This window comes from Paenibacillus sp. FSL k6-2145 (assembly GCF_037976585.1).
GTDB lineage: Bacteria > Bacillota > Bacilli > Paenibacillales > Paenibacillaceae > Paenibacillus.
The window spans coordinates 3,669,734-3,688,098 of record NZ_CP150267.1; the positions used below are offsets into that span (position 1 = coordinate 3,669,734).

Here is an 18,365-nt window from a genome sequence, read left to right on the forward strand (position 1 = left end):
TGAAGGAACACGATGTAAAAGATAATCTTGCCCATCGTATCGACCTATGTTCACCGTCTAATGTCCGATCAGACCTGCCTGAGGAAAGACTACAGATTGCTGAGCAATCTGTTCCAGTTCGTTCAGAATCTGCAACCGGCCAGCCGGGGCCCAGCATAACCGTTGCCAGTTCGAGATATCGTGAACGTGACCATACAATACAGCAGGGGATCGATTCCACGATGCCGTTTGTTTCATGCGTCGGAACAGCTTTTCACTGGCAGGCTGAAGCGAAGCACGATGGATCAACAGGTAATCCGTGTCCAGCACGGGAATACTATCCGCAACATACTCATTTCTGGAACTTTCGGGAGATACAAGCTGAGCAGGCTGGAGTCCCAATTCAGCATACAACAAGTGATTTAATGGATGCTCGCCAGTCCCTTGTAAGCGGATGAACTGACTCGTAATCTCCATCAGAGCAAACCGTTTTTGTCCGAAATAGGGTTGCAGGTTCAGGCTTGCTTCAAGCTTGCGAAACTCAAGTTCTTTGAAATTCAGCAACGCTTGTTTCTCACGTCCGACCAGTTCAGCGATGCGCATATGGTTCTCTTTCCAGTCATCAGTGGACTCCAAGATGATGGTGGGTGCAATACTTTTCAGGTGATCGTAATAGGGCTTGTGGTAAAAGTCACCGATGATCAAGTCTGGCTTCGCCTGCCGAAGTTGATCTAATTGTCTGGTTAGTCGGCGTTCTTGTTCATATTCATCCGATTCTCGGTCAAACACACCTTCACCTTCCAGCACAGCTACCGGGTGCAGTCCAAGCGAGGCCAAGTTCTCATGGAATCCCATAATGGATGCTGTAGCTACGCGAAGTTGATCTCTTTTCATATATACGCTGGGAGCAATCCCCAAGGTTTGTTTGAATTTGCGGCTAAAATAATACTCATTGCCATACCCGACAGATACCGCGACGTCTTTGAGGACACAGGATTCCTCTGTCAGCTGTTTTTTGGCTTCGTCTATACGTAAACGATTGAGGTAATCGGTCGGTGACATGCCTTTGGCCTTCTTGAAACTGCGTGAATAAGAGCTGGGTGTGAGTCCAGCAATCTTGGCAAGCTGATCCATACTGATTCCTTCACTCATGTAACGTCGCATATACATAATACTGCGTTCCAAGGCAGGGTCTACTTTCTCATGATTGGCTTCCAGCCGGTTCTCTGAGAGAAATTGCAACAGTTCATGCAGCTGGCTATGTATGCTGATAAAGTGATCCGGTTGAAGACCGCGATAGGTTTCATACAGTTGTTCCAAACGTGATACAGCCTGCTGCTCATGACGAACCAGCAACCTGCCTGTCTGCCAATCCAGCGGGAAGGCGGGTGAAGAGGTCATTTTCCATTCACCGCGCACTTGCTGCAAACAAACCGTATCCATGCTTAGCAATATACATTCGGTCACATTCGAGCGTGCAGCGGCCTCAATGGTTGTTCCTGGCTTCAGTACAAACAAGCTGCCCGCTTGCGCCGTATAGACTGTATCATTCAGGACCAGAATACCGTCTCCTTGCAAAATAAGACAGAGCATGGGCCGTGACACCGTCTTGCCTTGCACACGGAAATTCTCCCCACGACGCACACGGCACATAGAGGAGAGGAGCGGTAGAGATGAGATTTCAGCAATGAAGGGAAACTGTTCAGTCATACGGACCATCCTTTTGTCTTATTTTCTTAATGATAACAATTATCATTCTCATATGGAAGATGTTTTTGAAAAATAGTTTTCCACAACCAAAAAAGGACTACCAAGAGCCGTTATGGCTACCAGGTAATCCTTTTTATTATGGACAAGTCCGTTGAATGGGCTACATGTTTGAATCAACAGGATATGTTAGTACGGTGTCACCAATAGAATATTGTCGAGAAAAACGTCACTCATTACTTTTTTCCCTGTTCCACCCGTTTGCACGTGATACAAGCGATATTGATCTTTGGCATTGATGTAGAAGAGGCCCGCAACATCATCTCTGATATGGAATGCATCCCACTCGTCCCCGGTAAGTTTCGTTACCTTGAGAGCTGTATTGACCGAATAGAGACCGTTGTTGCCCGAGATGTATGCAGCCGTAGGTGTGCCGTTGGTCAATTGATTCGCAACGTACGTTACATTGTTCAAATTCAGGTTGGCGGATTTGGTCACTTTGTTGCCCGAGACCGTTTTGGCATAAGCCTTTTTGTCTGCATCAATAAGGACAACCTTGTCTGTACCTAAAGCACTTACTTCCCGAACGCTTTTGTTATGAAGTTGAAGTGTTTTGGCTGAAGTTGTTAACGCAAACGCTTTGCCTTTGCCATAATTGTAATCTTTGTTGCTGTCGAGATCGATTCCTTTGTTATACACGTAAAGATTGTTTCCCCAACCACCGGAATATACAGCATTCACATCCAGTTTGGCTTTGGGATTAACAGCGGTCGCTTTACCAGTGTTGTAATTAACCTTATACATGACAACAGCATTGGTGGAATAGAAATCCTCGTACGGGTCTGTATTTACCATCAGTTGCAGTTCGTTTTTGGCTTGGTTCGTAAAATAACGTCCTTCCACTGCGCCTGCGGCAATCCGCTGCACAGCTCCAGAACCGTTGGACGTTTTGGACACGATCCACGTGTTTCCATTAACCAACGCATTATAGTAGGCACGCCCTTTGGTTACCAGGAGGAATGGGAAGTCGGTATCAGCCTTGTCAGCAATTTTGGTGACAGCTGAAGCATTACTATTGCCATTCGCGCGATAAATGGTACCTGTAGCATCCAGATAATAGATGAATCCGTTATCCGTATAATAGCTGAGTACATCTGTAGCAAATGTCTCTGCCGCATCGCTGGACCCGTCATTTGGAACCCGAAGCAATGTTGTGGAAGAAGCAGTCTGCGTGTAGTAGAGATAAGAGCCTGCCGCGTGCAAGTCCACCCCTTGGAAATCAATTAATACTTCTGTTGTATTGCTGCCATCAGCGGATACTTTGTACAGGACGCCATCTGACTCATAATACACTGTGGATTGGCTGAGTGAAGCTGCCTGGGCTGCGGTTCCACCTCCCAATGTCACTGCTGCAATGAGTGTAAATAACAGCAATGTACAGATGGTGCGCTGTAAGTATGTATACCCTGTTTTCATTTGTTCATCGTCCCCTTCGTTCTTCTATATGTATGTCGTTAATTCCTTATGTTATATCGGTAAACTATGGAAGATATGTTAGATCTCAAACATGAAAAAAAGAAGAGGATGAAATTCAATTTCATAGTCATTCAAACCTGAAATCAAATTGCGCATGATGCTGCCAATCCCGTCCCAAAGCCTTCTCCGCCTGACTTGATCGTGATAACATTACACTCAACCAGAGCAGAGGAGTGAGCGATCATGTTCATGAATGTGGCGATCATCGGATTTGGGAATGCGGTGGTGAATTATCATTTGCCTTATCTGGACAAAAAGGAAAATATCAAGGTGAAGACGATATACCGTCGCGAGGAAGATCGGGTTGGCGATACAGAGCGTGAATTACTTTATCCCGAGATTGCTTTTTCAACCAATTTTGAAGAAATATTGCAGGATGATGAGATTGAGTTGATTGTTGTTGCTACCCATGTGGATAGCCATGTAGAATACGCCAAGCAGGCGTTGGAACATGGGAAACATGTGCTGGTCGAGAAACCTTTTGCCTCCACTTCTGCGGAAGCCAAAGCTGTCTTTGAACTAGCGAGCCGTAAAAATCTCAATGCCATGGCAAATCAAAATCGCAGATTTGATGGTGACTTTCTGACATTAAAAAAAGTGATTGAGAGCGGCAAACTGGGGAATATTGTTGAAATCCAGTCCCACTATGATTATTTTCACCCACAGTATACGAGAAGTGGATTTGGATTGTTGCATGGCTTGGCCGTGCATACCATCGATCAGTTAATCTCCATCTATGGCGTAGCTGACCGAATTGATTATGATGTTCGGAGTTTGATCGCGCCGGGTGAATCCGATGATTACATCGATATTGATTTTCGATATGGAAGAATGAAGGCCACGATTAAGTGCAGTCTGCTTGTGAAGATCGAGCATCCAAAATTCATTGTCCACGGGGATCGAGGGAGCTTTGTTAAATATAGCAGTGGGCATCAAACGAAAAATGGAGATGGACGAACCCGGGTATCCATTCAAGCTGAACCGGAGGATAACTGGGGTACGATTAGTTATGTGGACGATGAGGGAACATCACATACGGAGAAAGTTCCTTCGGAAGCGACGGACTATGGCATTTTATATGATCAACTGCTTCAAGCCATTCGACATAACGGTGATAAACCGGTCAAGGATGAAGAGGTTTTATATGTATTGGATATTTTACATGACGGAATCGAAGCAGCGAAGAGAGCAAACCGACAAACAACCAACGACAGGAGCGAAACGATATGATGAATATAGCAACGATTGGTACAGGGTCCATTGTGGATGCCATTTTATCTGCGATCAATGAACTGGATGATGTTACGTGTACAGCGATGTACTCCCGGAAGAGAGAGACAGCACAGGAGCTTGCGGGTAAGTATGGGGTCGATACCATCTATACGGACCTGGAATCCCTATTTTCAGATACAAATGTAGATCTCGTATATATTGCTTCACCAAACAGCATGCACTACGAACAGGCCTATCAGGCACTTCAACATGGCAAACATGTCGTCTGCGAAAAACCGTTCACGTCCACGCTTCAGGAAGCAGAAACGCTGATTGCACTTGCAAAAGAAAAGAATCTGTTGCTGTTTGAAGCTATCTCCAACATTCATCTGCCCAATATTAAAGTCATACAGGAGCAGCTACCAAAGCTTGGTCCGATCAAACTCATCCAGTGTAACTACAGTCAATACTCGCGCAAATACAATGATCTGCTTGCAGGGGAAACGCCGAACGTATTTAATCCACAATTCTCTGGCGGAGCGCTGATGGATATCAATATTTATAATCTTCATCTGGTCATGAATCTGTTTGGGAGTCCAAATACCGTATCGTATACCGCGAATCAGCATGCAAACGGCATTGATACGTCAGGTGTAGTGGTTCTCCAATATCCGGAGTTTATTGCGGAATGTGTAGGTGCCAAAGACACAAACAGCATGAACTTTGTGCTCATTCAGGGCGAGAAAGGTTATCTTCAGGTTGTGGGAGGAGCAAACGGTTGCCGGGAGATCAAGCTTCAAATCGGGAATGAGCCTGCTGAGGGGTATAATGAGCAGACCAAATCCAATTGGCTGTACTATGAGTGGGAAGCGTTCAGGGACATCCATGCAAATGGGGATTACAAACGGTGTTACGAACTACTCGAACACAGCCAGTCTGTGATGAGTGTACTCATGAGTGCGCGCAAGAATGCCGGGATTGTATTTGCAGCGGACCAGCTTTAATCGTTAAAACGTATCGCTAATGCTCCCCATGTATAACATGTCGAAAATGTAGAGTACCGAGACCATCGAAGACATTTTGGATAGCCTTAATTGTTCATTGTATCCATAAGCCAGCAGCGTTTCATCACAATGTCTGGACAGGGTTGAATGGTTGTTGCCCGTGACTGCGATGACTTTCATCTGTTTGCTATTGAGCACTTTGGCGGTTTCAATCATGGATTGGTTCTCACCTGTGTGCGATATAACAAAAGACAGCGTCAGGCTATTGGGATTCATCGTGTTCAAATAATGCATATTCGGACTGTTGTGAGCAATCGCAGATATGCCGAGTTCATTCCACTTGGCACAAGCCTGTTGAGCCAGATAATAATTCATATCACTGCCATAGATATCAATGCGTACGGATTCTTTGACCCAGCTAGCGATTCGTAGCAAAACAGGAGCGTTTAACATCCGGCGGGTATCCTCCAGCGCCTGCTGGTACAGGTAAGGAACCGAGTCGATGGCAGCCAGCACGTTGCCTTGTTCAGCGAACGGAGAATCCTGCGTCTGCATCGCGGAAGGCATCTGTTGATATTCAAGAGCAAGCTTGAGCTGAAAGTCTGGGTACCCCTTGGTACCCAGCTTTTTGCATAGACGAACAATGGTGGATGAGCTTGTATAGGTCTGCTGAGCCAGTTCATGGGCTGTAGAATCAAATACAACTTCGGGATTGTTCAGGATATAGTCCACAATATGTTTCTCTTGTGCCGTTAATTGTGAAGCATATTTTAATTTTTGAAGTAGTTTGGATTCCATGCAGTTGTTCCATTCCTCTCTAGAATCATCCCATAGCATATATCTCCACATCATAACCCGCGTATATTTATTTCTCAATCTGTACAACTCAGATCTGACTTTCCGCCAGTTGCTGACGACTATTCCACGCCGTGACCAGACGAAGAAGAACCAAACTTATGAGCAGGAGCACTGCTCCAATCATGAGTAACATCCAAGGACCAATGAGCAGCATGCCACTGGCTTGACCAGCGACTAAGGCGATGAGGGGAAGGACAATTAATCCGCCGAGCTGATAGGCTTCCTGGAACCCACGGACCTTGGCCGAGATCAGAACGTTCAATAAAATGACCATAAGACTACAAGCGGGAACAACCCAGATGACAAGTATTATCCAGTTCAGATTGGGAAACATCAACGTTCCAAACATGGGGTACATCAGAATATTGGCAATGATTCCGTAGATCAGGAAAGTAACCCAGGATAATAGAAGGGAAGGGATCAGGGCAGCTAGCACTTTGCCTTTAAAAAGAGTGTTGATACTGATCGGTGTGAACAACAATCCTTCCAGCGTCTTGCGTTCCTTCTCACCAGCGAAACTATTGGCCGTCAGAATACTGGAGGCCATCACCGGAATGATGAGAAACAAGGGAGCGAACATATACATGGCCAAGTAATAGACAATACGATGATTATCTGTAGGCATGGAAGCAAGCTGAGGAATCTGTCCACCATGGGTTAACGCATCCAATGATTCGAGTAGAAAGCTGATGTTGCCCAGAGAACGAAGTTCCATTCTGGAGGCCGCCCACAGGAGGGCAGAGGGCATAATGATTCCGATAATCAGTGGGACGATCAACATGGGCAACCAGAGCTGAACGCTGGCTGTGACGGACCGGATATCTTTACGTACCAGTGCACGTATGGCTTGGCGGTTATTCATGGTGGTGTGCCTCCCTTATGGCAAAATAGATACTTTCCAGATCACTGCCCGTGATGCGGGCCTGATAGACTTGACCATGCTCCGTTAATTGCCTTAGGAGTAATGGAATGTCTTCACGCGATGTAAGCTGAAATACTGCTTGATGTGCGGAGATTATTTCAGGCGTGAAGTTGGTTGCCGTGTGCCATCCATTGGGCATGTCTGCTTCTACTTCGATCTTCGGAGTGGACAGGTACCGGCTAACAATCTCCTGTTCCGTGCCTTCCTCCACGATGTACCCCTTTTCCATGAAAATATAATGATCACAGACGGCTGACAGCTGGGACAGCACATGGGATGAGACCAGAATTGTCATCTTTTCTTCCTTATTTAACTGACGGATAATGCGCAGTACCATCTGAATTCCATCCGGATCCAGGCCATTGGTGGGCTCATCCAGAAACAGAATGGAAGGACGGTGCAAGAGTACTCGTGCAAGGCCCAAGCGTTTCTTCATGCCTGTGCTATAGGTGCCGACTTTTCGATGCTGATAATCCTGCAACTCGAACAGAGTTACAAGCTCGTCGATTCGTTTCTTGGCATGCTTCAGGCCAAAAATATCTGCGAAGAAAGTCAGATTGTCACGCCCGCTCATATTTTCATATAATCCACTTTGCTCGGTAAGGGTGCCACACATTGCCAGTACTTTCTCCGCCTCACGAGCGGCGTCCAATCCGTTAATGGTCACCTGTCCACCGGAAGCGCCCAAGACCCCATTCATGATACGGATCAGTGTGGTTTTGCCCGAACCGTTGGGTCCAATCAACCCGGTGACACTGCCTTGTTTAACTGTGAAACTGACATCATGCAGTGCTTGATGCTCCTTGAATTGCTTGGATATGTTGCGTACTTCGATCATGTATATTCACCGTCCGATCTGAGTTTGGAGATTATACGTGTGGTAGGCTGATATCGTTCAAATGGACGACAAAAAAGATATTTTCCTCCTTCAATAGTCCCGAATGTAGGATGCATATTTACCCTGAAGTCTGTCTGAAATCGGGTCTCAGGTTTGTTTTTTCTCTGCCGTGTAACATGTATCCTTATTTTAGGGTAGAACATCCGTTTCATTGCCATTCATAATGTGGTAATGACAGATAAGGCCATACGTCTCATGAATGCCTGTAATATTCATCTAACGCCGGTCTTGGTTATCCAGGGGCGGCTTGACGTGATGTTTAGGCGTGCCTGTCACGGGAACGTCTGTTTTTAACGATTACATAATGAATTCGTCTAACACATCCATATGATTACATCGTATGGGTACATATTGTGTTTGGACTTAGAGGAAGGTGAGTGAGTCATGACAGCATCCAATGAATATCGTTTTCAAGTGAACCTGAGCGGGATGATCCAGATTTTATCCAACCATCTATATAGCAGTCCGAAAGTGTTCTTGCGAGAACTGATGCAGAATGCGACGGATGCGATTACTGCACGAACGGAGGCGGAGCCAGGGTATCAGGGCAAAGTTCGTGTGGAACTGACAGGAACAGGTGAACAATTGACCATGATGGTGGAGGACAACGGCATCGGCTTGACTGAAGCTGATATCCATGAATTCCTGGCGATGATTGGACAATCCTCGAAGAGGGGGCAGCAAGCGCTGCTGGATGGAGAGACTTCGTTTATCGGGCGTTTCGGGATTGGGTTGTTATCCTGTTTCATGGTGAGTCACGAAATCGTCATGCTGACGCAATCCGCGAAGGGCGGCCCTTCGATGGAGTGGCGGGGCAAGCCGGATGGCACCTATACGATTCGACAGTTGGACACACAGCTGTCCCCGGGGACCAAAGTATATCTGCGTTGCATACCGGACGCGGCGCACTATTTTGAACCAGAGTATGTGAAAGAAGCTCTGTTCTATTACGGAGCGTTATTGCCGTATCCAGTCACGCTGGATCATGACGGCGCCCAACATGTAGTGAATAGCGAGACACCGATCTGGCTGATGGACCCTGCACTCGCACGTTCACGCAGATCAGAGGTATTGGCATTTGGTGAACGTCTGCTTGGCGAGCAGTTCCAGGACTTCATTCCGTTGACAACGGCTTCAGGCCGTACCGGGGGTATTGCTTTTGTACTGCCACACGCGGTTAATCTGAATGCCAAGCGTTCTCACCGGGTTTACCTGAAGAGAATGCTGATTTCGGAGAAGGCAGAGAACATTTTGCCTGAGTGGGCGTTTTTTGTGAAATGCCTGATCTGGACAGATGAGCTTCAACCGACGGCATCACGGGAACATTTTTATGAAAATGAAAAGCTGGAGGAAGTTCGCTCCGAACTTGGAGACGCACTTCGCCAGGGACTGGCCGACATGGCTGAGAGCCAGACGGAACGGCTGCAGAAGCTGATTCGCCTGCATGCTCTGTCCATGAAGGCACTGGCTGTGCAGGATCAGGCATTCTACGCCATGATTCATCGCTGGCTGCCATTTGAGAGCACAAGGGGCCACCGGGAGCTGGGTGAACTAATCGATGAAGGAGAGACGTTGTATTTCACGTCTTCTGTGGATGAGTACCGTCAGATCCATCATGTGGCATCCGCACAATCGATGCTGGTGATTAACGGTGGGTACATCTATGACAGCGAGTTGATGACGACATTGCCGATGGCTGTACACAATGTACAGACGGAGCGTCTACAACCGGACCAGGTCTCGATGAGTTTCACCGATGTACCTCCCGCTGAACGCAATCAATATTATGATGCATTGCGACTCGCAGATTCTGCCTTACAGCGCTTCCGTTGTCGGGCTGAGGTGAAAGGTTTCAAGCCAGCGGATCTGCCGGTGTTGTTCACGCTGTCTCAAGAATCTTCAACACTTCGCGCACTTGAAAAAGCAAGCGAGGAGAGCACGGAATTGTTCTCGTCTGTTCTGGGTTCATTGTCTTCTGGCATGAGTTCAGCAGGGTACTCAACCTTGTATCTGAACGTGAGTAATCCGATCATTCAGCGGGTACTGACATCACCGGATGATCAGATGACGCCGATTGCCATCGAAATGTTATACGTCAATGCACTGATGATGGGGCATTATGCCATGAGCAAACAGGAGCTTGAAGTGTTAAATCAGGGCATTGTTCGTTTTATAGATTGGGGTTTGCGTGCAAATACAGATCGTAAGGGGGATGCGTGATGAAGACAGAGATGGATTTTGAAGAATTGATGGACGAGGCCTATGGCTTACCCAATGGTCCGGCGAAGCTTGGTATGCTGGAGGAAGCAGCGCGGGTGGCCGATGTCAATGGTATGGTTATGGAAGCGTACGAAGCACGCTCAGAGATTGTGGATGTAGCCACCTTCTGTGGATATCCGATGAAAGCTTTGATAGCTTTTTCCTGGCAGCTGGGCAAGTTCGACCAACAGCCCGAAGAATATGATGAAGAAACATTAATGTGGTCGTACAAATGGATATTGGGCAAGATGCCCGACTTCCCGGAAATATCACGTGAGAAGATCATGGAGTTGTTGGAGGATTTCGGACGGCGTTTCAAGTCGTACGGTTACAGCGAACGCTCCTACTGGTATTATCGATTCCGGATCTTTATGGATTTTGGGGAGCTGGAGGAAGCGGGACGCAGTTATGATCGATTCAGAACGATGGATCGTGACTTTATGAGTGACTGCGAAGCCTGTGAGCAGGATGAGATTATGCGATATTTCCTGTTAAAAGGAGACGATGAGAAGGTGTTGGAGGCGGCACAGCCTATCCTGAAAGGGCGTATGAGCTGTGCGGAGATTCCACATCTGACTTTGTCTGAAATTTTGATGCCGTTATATCGGTTGGGACGGACTGCGGAAGCAGATAAACATCAGACCAAGGGATATCGCCTGATCAAAGGCCAGAACGATTTTGTGCAGAGTTTTGCGGAACAGATGGATTATCTCACACGTACGAACCCTGCAAAAGGCATTGATGTGCTGGAGGAAACACTGGTGTTCGCTGCTGATCATGAAGATCCTTACGCCAAAATGTTGTTTTATGCCAGAGCAGCATCGTTGCTTCGCCGCTGGGCGGAAGAATCTCCAGAATACCGATTGCGTCTGCCAGCATCCTTCCCGTATGAAGGCGATCCAGGCGACCTGCTCAAGCTGGCCGATTACTTTGCGGAGCATGCTCAGACCGCTGCAGCCAAGTTTGATCAGCGCAACGGGAACCACCATGTATCTTCGTTGATCGAATAGAGACGGATATAACTCAATAACAGATCGCTATAATAAGTTATGAAAAGTAACGAAACAAGCTTGTTCGAGAAGGATCTTACCCTTCTGAACAAGCCTGTTTTTTCTTGCCTCATAAGCATGATAAATCTAAACGGTATGAAGATATTTTATTTTTATTGTGCTGAAGTCGCAGAAGGGACCGGCGCTGGTGATGGAATCGGTGCAGTTTCAGATGTCTCCTCTGCAGCTTCGGCTTCTTCAGCAGGTTCTGCTTGCGGCTGCTGAGCAGCCATCAGTTCAGCGACGATTTGATCTGTTGGTTGGGTAAGCAGCGCATACATAATCGCAGCCTCTTCCTGACGAATCAGAGGTTTGCGGGAAAGTAAATCAATGGATCCATCTTCCAGCACTTTTACCTCAGGTCCATGGATACCAAGCTTCGCCATCATCTGAACGGCTGGTACAGCCCATGGGTCCGTGTGTCCCGCAAGTTTGACATCCGTGAACAGTTCACTAGGATATTGCAGTTGCAGAATTCTCCACATCATGACCATGGCTTCCTGTCGGATAATTACTTGATCCGGCTTAAACTGCTGTTCGTCCTTGCCAGTAATCATACCCATTTCATATCCAAGTTGAATATATCCGGCTGCTTCATGGTCTGCCCAGTCGGTGCCTGCAGGAGGTGTTGTTTTGCTGGGCTTCAATCCACTCAGTTTAAGCGTGTTCTCAATAAATTCAGCTCGTGTCACAGCTGATTTCGGTTGGAAAGACTTGTTAGCATCATTCTCATAATATCCAAGAGATTGTATGGCATAGATTGCTTCAGCATAAGGACTGTTCTCACGAACATCCCGGAAGCCCATAGGCTTTTGTCCTTTTTTCTCATAACCCATAGGGTTGAGGTAAGGTTCCTTCATGTATGTGGTGCCATCTGTATATTCTTTGAATGCTGTGAATTGACCGGTCAATTCATCTTTGAAGAGATTATCTTCCACTTGAATCAGGTTGCGTTGACCGAGAAAAACGTCCGAAATGCTCAGTTGTCCAGGCTCTGTACCAGCATTTTTTAAAGAGCTGACGATCGTGCTAATTCGTAGATCCGCGTACAATCCGGTGAAGCGTTGCAGCTCAGCTGCAGATTGCGGCGTGTATTCCTTGAACTGTACAGGCTCTGCATATTGCGGGAAGAAACTTTGAATGAATGCCGGGTAGAACAGATTACGAAGTGCTCCATTTTGATTATACGTCAGGAAAACGCCTGTATTTTGCTCGGGAATAAGGAAGAGATAAGAGCTGAATCCGGTCAGGTCGCCTCCTTTTGTAATGATACTTGGATTACTTCCTGCTCCGGGAAGCTGAAATGCAGCTTCGAATCCATACGTGGTGTTTGGTAACAGTGGATGAATGGATGAACGGTACTGTTCCATGCTTTTCACCGTGGATTCCTTGAAAATTCGCTTATTGTCCTTCACACCATCATTCAGGAACGCAATCATGAACTTCCCGATGTCCTCAGCGGTAGACAACATGCCACCTTGAGGCATTGGTGTTGGAGAGATGGTGTACAGATCAAGCGGATTGTGTGCCGCATCATAGCCTGTAGCTAGCTGCTTTTGGAACTTTTTGTCCAGCATGAAACTGCTGTTACCCATTCCTAGCGGTTTGAAGATATGTTGTTGCATGTAGGATTCAAAAGGCTCGCCGCTTACATTTTCAACAATCATGCCAAGTAGCAAAAACGAGAAGTTATCGTACATGTAGGCGCTACCAGGCTCCCGAACGACAGGAGGCATATGTTGCTGTGCGTAATCCTCCATCGCTATGTACTTGTCAAAATCAGTATGGATGTCTTCCTGCTGCGGATCACGGATCTCGAATCCGGTCGTATGGGTGAGCAGGTTCTCCACAGTTACAGGTTTGTCAAAAGGATTATCGAATTCGAGCCCTTTCACATAGGTCTGAAAATCAGCTTGCAGATCAACCTTGCCTTGCTCGACCAGCTGCATAACAGCTGCTGACGTGAACGTTTTGGAGACAGAGGCTATACGGAAGGCCGTATTTTTCGGATCGATCGCTGTTTTACTCTCCACATCGGAGAAGCCATATCCTTTTTCCGCCAGTACTTTGCCATCTTTCACAACAACCACGGAGGCTCCCACATAATGGGGCTTTGCCTCAGGTGAATCGAAGAAAGAATCCAGAAATGCTGTAGCCGATTCAGTTGTCAGCGCTTTCGTCTTTCCCTGTTCAGCAACTACTGGAGTCGCGGTCTCCGCCTGAACTGCGGGTACCCACAGACTGAGAGACAGAACCACAGCCATAAAAGCGCCTGTTAGGGAGGTGAACCTGAAACGGGTCTTTCGTTTGGATAAATGCATGCAAACACTCCTTTATGAAAATATTTACAAAATAGTTACCTACCCATGTATTACTGATTACTCGCCCGATAGGTTTCACGATAATAGATTCCGATGTTGGCAATCCAGATTACAGAGAGCACTACAATCGGGAATGGAGCAAAGGTAAAGAGTATCGAATATAGAACCATAGAGACCATTCCAACACCAAGAAGTACATTCATCATCTGAAAAGAACGATAGGCTGCGCGATACACGATCCATTTCTCACCTTCATCTAATTTCTCGAAGTGATCTTTTTTCATATTGCGCGAGTTCAAATCCAGCGCACGATCAGGGAAATAAAGGTTGTATCGCTTCACAGTCAGAGTTTGCACGACCACAACGATGATAATAGAGATGCACGAAGCAACAAGATTCAAGAGGTTAAACAGTTCTGGAGAATTCGGCATGGTTCGGTTGGATGCATACAAGGACAAGGCAAGTGCTGCCCAGGTAAACGTAAGAATAACACTGAATCCGCTGAGGATCATCGCTTTTCCGAGGGAGCGCTCTGCGGGAGAGATGAGTGAATCGGAGTCTCCATATGCATCATCTTCCATGGGAGGGACAGATGGCGTGCGGGAGAGACTGAAGATGTTCCACACCGTCATAACTACCACAAGAGCCGCCAGTATTGCGAATAAAAGATCATAGTCATAGTACACGGACAGCGTCCAGTTCAAGTCAGAAGGGACTTTACTGACTCCGCTAGCTCCGAGAAAACCAACTACAGCGCCACCTGCTGCATACAAGGGAAGACGCAACCGCTTTTTAATGGACGAGGATGATGAATTTTTCATTTTAATCTCCACCTTTCAGTTCAAAGATTTTTTCGACAGGTTCACCAAATACATGTGCTATTTTTAGTGCCAGAACGACCGACGGAGAGTAATCTCCACGCTCAATCAGGGCAATGGTTTGACGGGATGCACCAATGAGTTTGGCCAGTTCCGCTTGGGATAGCCGGTCTCTGGCTCGTAACTCCCGAACGTGATTGTGTAATTCTTCCACTTGCTCACCTCCATGAACCTAATGTACATGATATTTTACTAAATGTAAACTATAATATACAAAATGTTAAATATAATTTACTTCTAAACGTTGATAATGGACATGAAAAAGAGAGCCTGCTGGGCTCCCTTGGATGATTATTTTGTTGTCGGAAAAGTGAAATCAAGATGCATCTGCACACGGCAGATGTTGATTCTGGTCCTCTGCCTTCCGAAGTAACATTCGGAAAAAGATGAGCGCTCCAAGCCCCATCAGGACATACAGACCAGCCATTGCATAGGAGGGCAGAAAGGCTCCAATGGTTAACCCGAGACTGCCGAGAAGGGCAGCAGCGTTGTAACTCAACCCGTCAGCAGCCATATAGGCAGCACGGTCCGAATCTGGAATCATGCCCGCGAGCATGACCTGACGAACAGGGGCGTACATCAATTCTCCAATGGTTAGCAATATAGCGGATGAGATGAGTAACCAGGCCCAGTTGCTGAAAGCAAGTACGGTGAAACCTGCAGTATAGAGCAGCATACCGACAGTCATGATAGATCGGGACTGGAAGCGACCTATCCATTTGGAGAATGGAATGGCAACTAAGGCGACCAGTACGGTGTTGATGACCATGATGAGGCTGAACATAGGCAAACCTGAGATATCTGAGCCGAACAGTTGAGCGGTGAATTCTTTTTTTAGACGAACAGCGATGTATTTATCCAACTGAAATTCCAGGGAGACTGCAAGTACCGTAGCCGTGAAAAATATCATGAAACGTTTGTCCTGAAAGACGGCCCAGTACGTTTTCAGTATGTTCCTCTGGATGGGAGCATCGGCCTCCAATGCTCTGGTGGATGGGCCGGAATTATTGGATTGATCTTCACAATCGTAAACGCGTTTATCCATTGTTTCACGAATCATAAAGATCAAAATAAACAGGGTAGCTAGGCTTTCAAGGCATACCAGACTGAACAATAGGAAACGAAATGATTCGAAAAATAGTCCGCCCATCAGTGCGCCAAAGGTTACAGCAACGTTTGTTGTCCAATATTGCAATCCATATACATAATGACGTTCATGTTCACTGCTCACGTCGACAATCATGGCATTAGCAATCGGCACGGTGATCCCTGAACTGAGACTACTGAGCAGAAACATGAGACAAGTGACAATGATCGAATCCATCCAGGGCGAATTGGCGATGGCCAAGCCGAGTAGAGCCATGACCTGGAGACTTTGTGCGATCACCATCAATTTCTTCCGTCCAATCCGGTCAGACCAATATCCTGCCCACAATCCCACAATCATGGACGCCACAATATTGACAGTCAGCAATAACCCTGCCAAACCTGCGCCAATCTGAATACTCAGATAGATCGCCATGAATGGAATGATGGACTTTTGGGTCAGATCCGTGAAAAAATCAGTAATGATACGTATCCTGATGTTAGGGTGCAAATCGGCGTATTTCATAAGTCGTTTTTCTTCCTTCCCACTGGTCATGTTGATGTTACTGAGTATAATGGAGGAAAACCTGAAGAAAAACAGTAGAAGTATCCGGATGGATTTCGTATTTTAGCAGAAGGGAGGACATATATGGACGTATCAGAACATTACATTCAACTGCGATTAAACTTTCCACATGTGCATGATGAACAAGAAGTATATACAACGGTAGGTGAACTCGCCGATTTTTTATGTTGTACTATGCGCAACATGAACCTCATTATGAACAAATTCAAGGAGAACGGGTGGGTCAGGTGGAACCCGCAGCGTGGCAGGGGCAAAAAATCGATGCTGGTATTTTACATCCCGTTGCTTGAAGTGGCGCGTGAACGGTTCGATTATCTATTGAGTGGCAACAGGATGGAGGACGCCTATGAACTGGCCGCCGCTTTGCCAATTACGATGCGAGAACATCTGATGCAGCAAATGCAGACTCAATTCGGTCTGCGTTCGAATGAAGGGGACAGAGGGCGAGTGGATACTTTGCGAATTCCGCAGAATACACCTTTTAAGACTCTCGACCCAACGCAGACGGGGATGTGGGGAGAAGTTTTCATCATTGCAGAGGTCTTTGATCGTCTGGTTCGTTATCATGCTGAACGCCAAGTATGTGAGCCGAGTCTGGCTATAGCATGGGAGAGTCATGAGGACGGAAGGGAATGGACCTTTTATCTGCACAAAGGCATACCTTTTCACCATGGAAGGATACTGGATGCAGAGGACGTGAAGTTTACCTTTGATCGCATTATCTCTGACAAGAGTAACCCGTGCAGGCCTCTGTTTAGTTCCATTGGGAGCATAGAAGCGTATGACCAGTTGACTGTACGTTTTGTGTTGAATAAGCCCAACTTCATGTTCCCGGATCTAATGAGTAGTATGTCTGCATCTATCCTGCCTAGAGATGTGGAGATGAACCCGCTCCATCCGATTGGAACAGGACCTTATCAATTGACTCGTCATGATTCGAAGCTGCTCGTGCTTGAGGTGTTCCCTACCTATTTCAGAGGGCGGGCTTATGTGGATCGCGTTGAAGTGTGGCAGCTCCCCCACTCGGGAAAAGCGGAGTCCATCATCAAACATGATTTATTTCCGGATGTACAACCTCGTGCTGTACAGCATGAGATGCAGGGCGGAGTGTATATGACGTTTAATATGCAAAAGGAAGGGCCGCAGCATGATGTGAATTTTCGCCGGGCTGTTCAACAGCTATTGAATGCGCAGGAGTTGTCGGAAGCACTCGGAAGCCCGAACACGCAGGCTGCTTATAGTCTGATTCGAGGACGAGTACAGAAGCAACATCTTACGGAGGGTGCGGATCAAGGGGAGCTATGGAAACAGCAATCGGAACAATCGGATGGTTCGGTCACACCTGAAACAGTACTTTCTGTCGAGACCTCACTGGCGCGGGCCTCAGTATTATTGCGTCGTAGCTCTTACCAAGGGCAAAGTTTAAGTCTGTGGGTGGAAGAAGGAGAGAAGATGGAGGCAGATATGGTCTGGTTTGCAGAGAGATGTAAACAGATTGGCCTACATATTAACATTATCCCGGGAGATCCGGTTCATGCAGTCTATCAAGATGGGTTCGGGGATTGTGATCTGATCTATACAGGAGAAGTCTTCAATGATCATGTCATACTGAGTCTCGTGATGATGTATACCTTCCAGAACACGTTATTCCTGATTGCGATGAATGATTACTGGAGACATGAACTGGAGCAGGAATGTGGACGAGTGGTCATGATCCAGGAACCTGCGGAGCGGTTGAGTAGATTGATTCGGCTAGAAGATCGACTGATTCAGGAGGCGTTGCTTCTGCCCACATACAGCTTCAAGGAAGAACACGCCCATCATGATTCGTTGCGAGATTATCGTCTTGCGGGGTATGGTCTGCCTGATCTGCGCAGATTGTGGGTGAAGAGAAGCCCTGGTGCCGAGGAAGAGGACACGAGTTATCCGGTGTATATTCCGTTGTGGTAGGTATGGCTACCACAACGGAAATGAAGCAAGTGTTCTCTATATAAATTGAATTAAACATTTATACAAAACGGAGAGGACAGAAATAACCTGAAGAATCAGAGCGTTCGCCTTTATCCCCGG

The 18,365-nt window shown here is 46.8% G+C and carries 14 protein-coding genes; 5 read left to right on the forward strand and 9 right to left on the reverse strand.

Features of this window, described 5'->3' with window-relative positions; all coding sequences use genetic code 11:
• Window positions 1-57 precede the first annotated feature (57 nt).
• Both NZ043_RS16085 and NZ043_RS16090 read right to left on the reverse strand, forming a co-directional pair.
• Entirely contained in the window at window positions 58-1,689 is a 1,632-nt protein-coding gene (locus NZ043_RS16085) for a helix-turn-helix domain-containing protein (protein ID WP_165980366.1), read from the reverse strand.
• Window positions 1,690-1,875: 186 nt separating this feature from the next.
• Complete coding sequence (locus NZ043_RS16090; protein WP_133386756.1) at window positions 1,876-3,162, reverse strand: DUF5050 domain-containing protein; 1,287 nt, start codon at window positions 3,160-3,162, stop codon at window positions 1,876-1,878.
• Between the two features lie 243 nt (window positions 3,163-3,405).
• On the opposite strand from NZ043_RS16090, the gene NZ043_RS16095 reads away from it, so the two are divergent.
• Both NZ043_RS16095 and NZ043_RS16100 read left to right on the forward strand, forming a co-directional pair.
• Window positions 3,406-4,452 (forward strand): Gfo/Idh/MocA family oxidoreductase, encoded by a 1,047-nt coding sequence (locus NZ043_RS16095; protein ID WP_339308868.1) that lies wholly within the window; start codon window positions 3,406-3,408, stop codon window positions 4,450-4,452.
• A complete protein-coding gene (locus NZ043_RS16100; RefSeq protein WP_339312773.1) occupies window positions 4,452-5,438 on the forward strand; it encodes a Gfo/Idh/MocA family oxidoreductase in 987 nt (328 codons plus the stop codon). Before NZ043_RS16095 ends, NZ043_RS16100 begins: the two co-directional genes overlap by 1 nt.
• A gap of 3 nt (window positions 5,439-5,441) precedes the next feature.
• Here the strand turns inward: NZ043_RS16100 and NZ043_RS16105 are convergent, their stop codons facing one another.
• From NZ043_RS16105 to NZ043_RS16115, 3 genes are all read right to left on the reverse strand, one after another.
• Window positions 5,442-6,236 (reverse strand): MurR/RpiR family transcriptional regulator, encoded by a 795-nt coding sequence (locus NZ043_RS16105; protein ID WP_339308869.1) that lies wholly within the window; start codon window positions 6,234-6,236, stop codon window positions 5,442-5,444.
• A gap of 88 nt (window positions 6,237-6,324) precedes the next feature.
• Window positions 6,325-7,158, reverse strand: a complete 834-nt coding sequence (locus NZ043_RS16110) for an ABC transporter permease subunit (protein ID WP_133386759.1) — start codon at window positions 7,156-7,158, stop codon at window positions 6,325-6,327.
• The gene (locus NZ043_RS16115) at window positions 7,151-8,056 is read right to left on the reverse strand and encodes an ABC transporter ATP-binding protein (RefSeq protein WP_339308870.1); all 906 of its coding nucleotides are present in this window, start codon (window positions 8,054-8,056) and stop codon (window positions 7,151-7,153) included. Before NZ043_RS16115 ends, NZ043_RS16110 begins: the two co-directional genes overlap by 8 nt.
• A gap of 444 nt (window positions 8,057-8,500) precedes the next feature.
• Between NZ043_RS16115 and NZ043_RS16120 the strand changes: the two genes are divergently transcribed.
• Together NZ043_RS16120 and NZ043_RS16125 are read left to right on the forward strand one after the other, a co-directional pair.
• Window positions 8,501-10,336, forward strand: coding sequence for an HSP90 family protein (locus NZ043_RS16120; RefSeq protein WP_091033685.1), 1,836 nt, complete (start codon window positions 8,501-8,503; stop codon window positions 10,334-10,336).
• Window positions 10,336-11,385: a hypothetical protein gene (locus NZ043_RS16125; RefSeq protein WP_249911513.1), complete on the forward strand. Its 1,050-nt coding sequence runs from the start codon at window positions 10,336-10,338 to the stop codon at window positions 11,383-11,385. Before NZ043_RS16120 ends, NZ043_RS16125 begins: the two co-directional genes overlap by 1 nt.
• Window positions 11,386-11,537: 152 nt before the next feature.
• Here the strand turns inward: NZ043_RS16125 and NZ043_RS16130 are convergent, their stop codons facing one another.
• The 4 genes from NZ043_RS16130 to NZ043_RS16145 form a co-directional block, all read right to left on the reverse strand.
• Window positions 11,538-13,745 carry a serine hydrolase gene (locus tag NZ043_RS16130; RefSeq protein ID WP_339308871.1) on the reverse strand — a complete coding sequence of 736 codons (2,208 nt, stop codon included), beginning with the start codon at window positions 13,743-13,745 and terminating at the stop codon, window positions 11,538-11,540.
• A 50-nt stretch (window positions 13,746-13,795) separates the two neighbouring features.
• Window positions 13,796-14,566, reverse strand: coding sequence for a DUF3169 family protein (locus NZ043_RS16135; RefSeq protein ID WP_249911511.1), 771 nt, complete (start codon window positions 14,564-14,566; stop codon window positions 13,796-13,798).
• Window position 14,567: 1 nt separating this feature from the next.
• On the reverse strand, window positions 14,568-14,777 hold the full coding sequence (locus NZ043_RS16140; RefSeq protein WP_289391517.1) for a helix-turn-helix transcriptional regulator: 210 nt from the start codon (window positions 14,775-14,777) through the stop codon (window positions 14,568-14,570).
• A 162-nt stretch (window positions 14,778-14,939) separates the two neighbouring features.
• The gene (locus tag NZ043_RS16145; protein WP_339308873.1) at window positions 14,940-16,235 is read right to left on the reverse strand and encodes an MFS transporter; all 1,296 of its coding nucleotides are present in this window, start codon (window positions 16,233-16,235) and stop codon (window positions 14,940-14,942) included.
• A gap of 123 nt (window positions 16,236-16,358) precedes the next feature.
• On the opposite strand from NZ043_RS16145, the gene NZ043_RS16150 reads away from it, so the two are divergent.
• On the forward strand, window positions 16,359-18,245 hold the full coding sequence (locus NZ043_RS16150; protein WP_339308874.1) for an ABC transporter substrate-binding protein: 1,887 nt from the start codon (window positions 16,359-16,361) through the stop codon (window positions 18,243-18,245).
• The last annotated feature ends 120 nt before the right edge of the window (window positions 18,246-18,365 follow it).

What these genes read in the sequence shown, in the direction of transcription:
- NZ043_RS16085 (WP_165980366.1), bottom strand. Translation starts at nt 1,689, where the DNA reads ATGACTGAACAGTTTCCCTTCATTGCTGAAATCTCATCTCTACCGCTC.
- NZ043_RS16090 (WP_133386756.1), bottom strand. Translation starts at nt 3,162, where the DNA reads ATGAAAACAGGGTATACATACTTACAGCGCACCATCTGTACATTGCTG.
- NZ043_RS16095 (WP_339308868.1), top strand. Translation starts at nt 3,406, where the DNA reads ATGTTCATGAATGTGGCGATCATCGGATTTGGGAATGCGGTGGTGAAT.
- NZ043_RS16100 (WP_339312773.1), top strand. Translation starts at nt 4,452, where the DNA reads ATGAATATAGCAACGATTGGTACAGGGTCCATTGTGGATGCCATTTTA.
- NZ043_RS16105 (WP_339308869.1), bottom strand. Translation starts at nt 6,236, where the DNA reads ATGGAATCCAAACTACTTCAAAAATTAAAATATGCTTCACAATTAACG.
- NZ043_RS16110 (WP_133386759.1), bottom strand. Translation starts at nt 7,158, where the DNA reads ATGAATAACCGCCAAGCCATACGTGCACTGGTACGTAAAGATATCCGG.
- NZ043_RS16115 (WP_339308870.1), bottom strand. Translation starts at nt 8,056, where the DNA reads ATGATCGAAGTACGCAACATATCCAAGCAATTCAAGGAGCATCAAGCA.
- NZ043_RS16120 (WP_091033685.1), top strand. Translation starts at nt 8,501, where the DNA reads ATGACAGCATCCAATGAATATCGTTTTCAAGTGAACCTGAGCGGGATG.
- NZ043_RS16125 (WP_249911513.1), top strand. Translation starts at nt 10,336, where the DNA reads ATGAAGACAGAGATGGATTTTGAAGAATTGATGGACGAGGCCTATGGC.
- NZ043_RS16130 (WP_339308871.1), bottom strand. Translation starts at nt 13,745, where the DNA reads ATGCATTTATCCAAACGAAAGACCCGTTTCAGGTTCACCTCCCTAACA.
- NZ043_RS16135 (WP_249911511.1), bottom strand. Translation starts at nt 14,566, where the DNA reads ATGAAAAATTCATCATCCTCGTCCATTAAAAAGCGGTTGCGTCTTCCC.
- NZ043_RS16145 (WP_339308873.1), bottom strand. Translation starts at nt 16,235, where the DNA reads ATGAAATACGCCGATTTGCACCCTAACATCAGGATACGTATCATTACT.
- NZ043_RS16150 (WP_339308874.1), top strand. Translation starts at nt 16,359, where the DNA reads ATGGACGTATCAGAACATTACATTCAACTGCGATTAAACTTTCCACAT.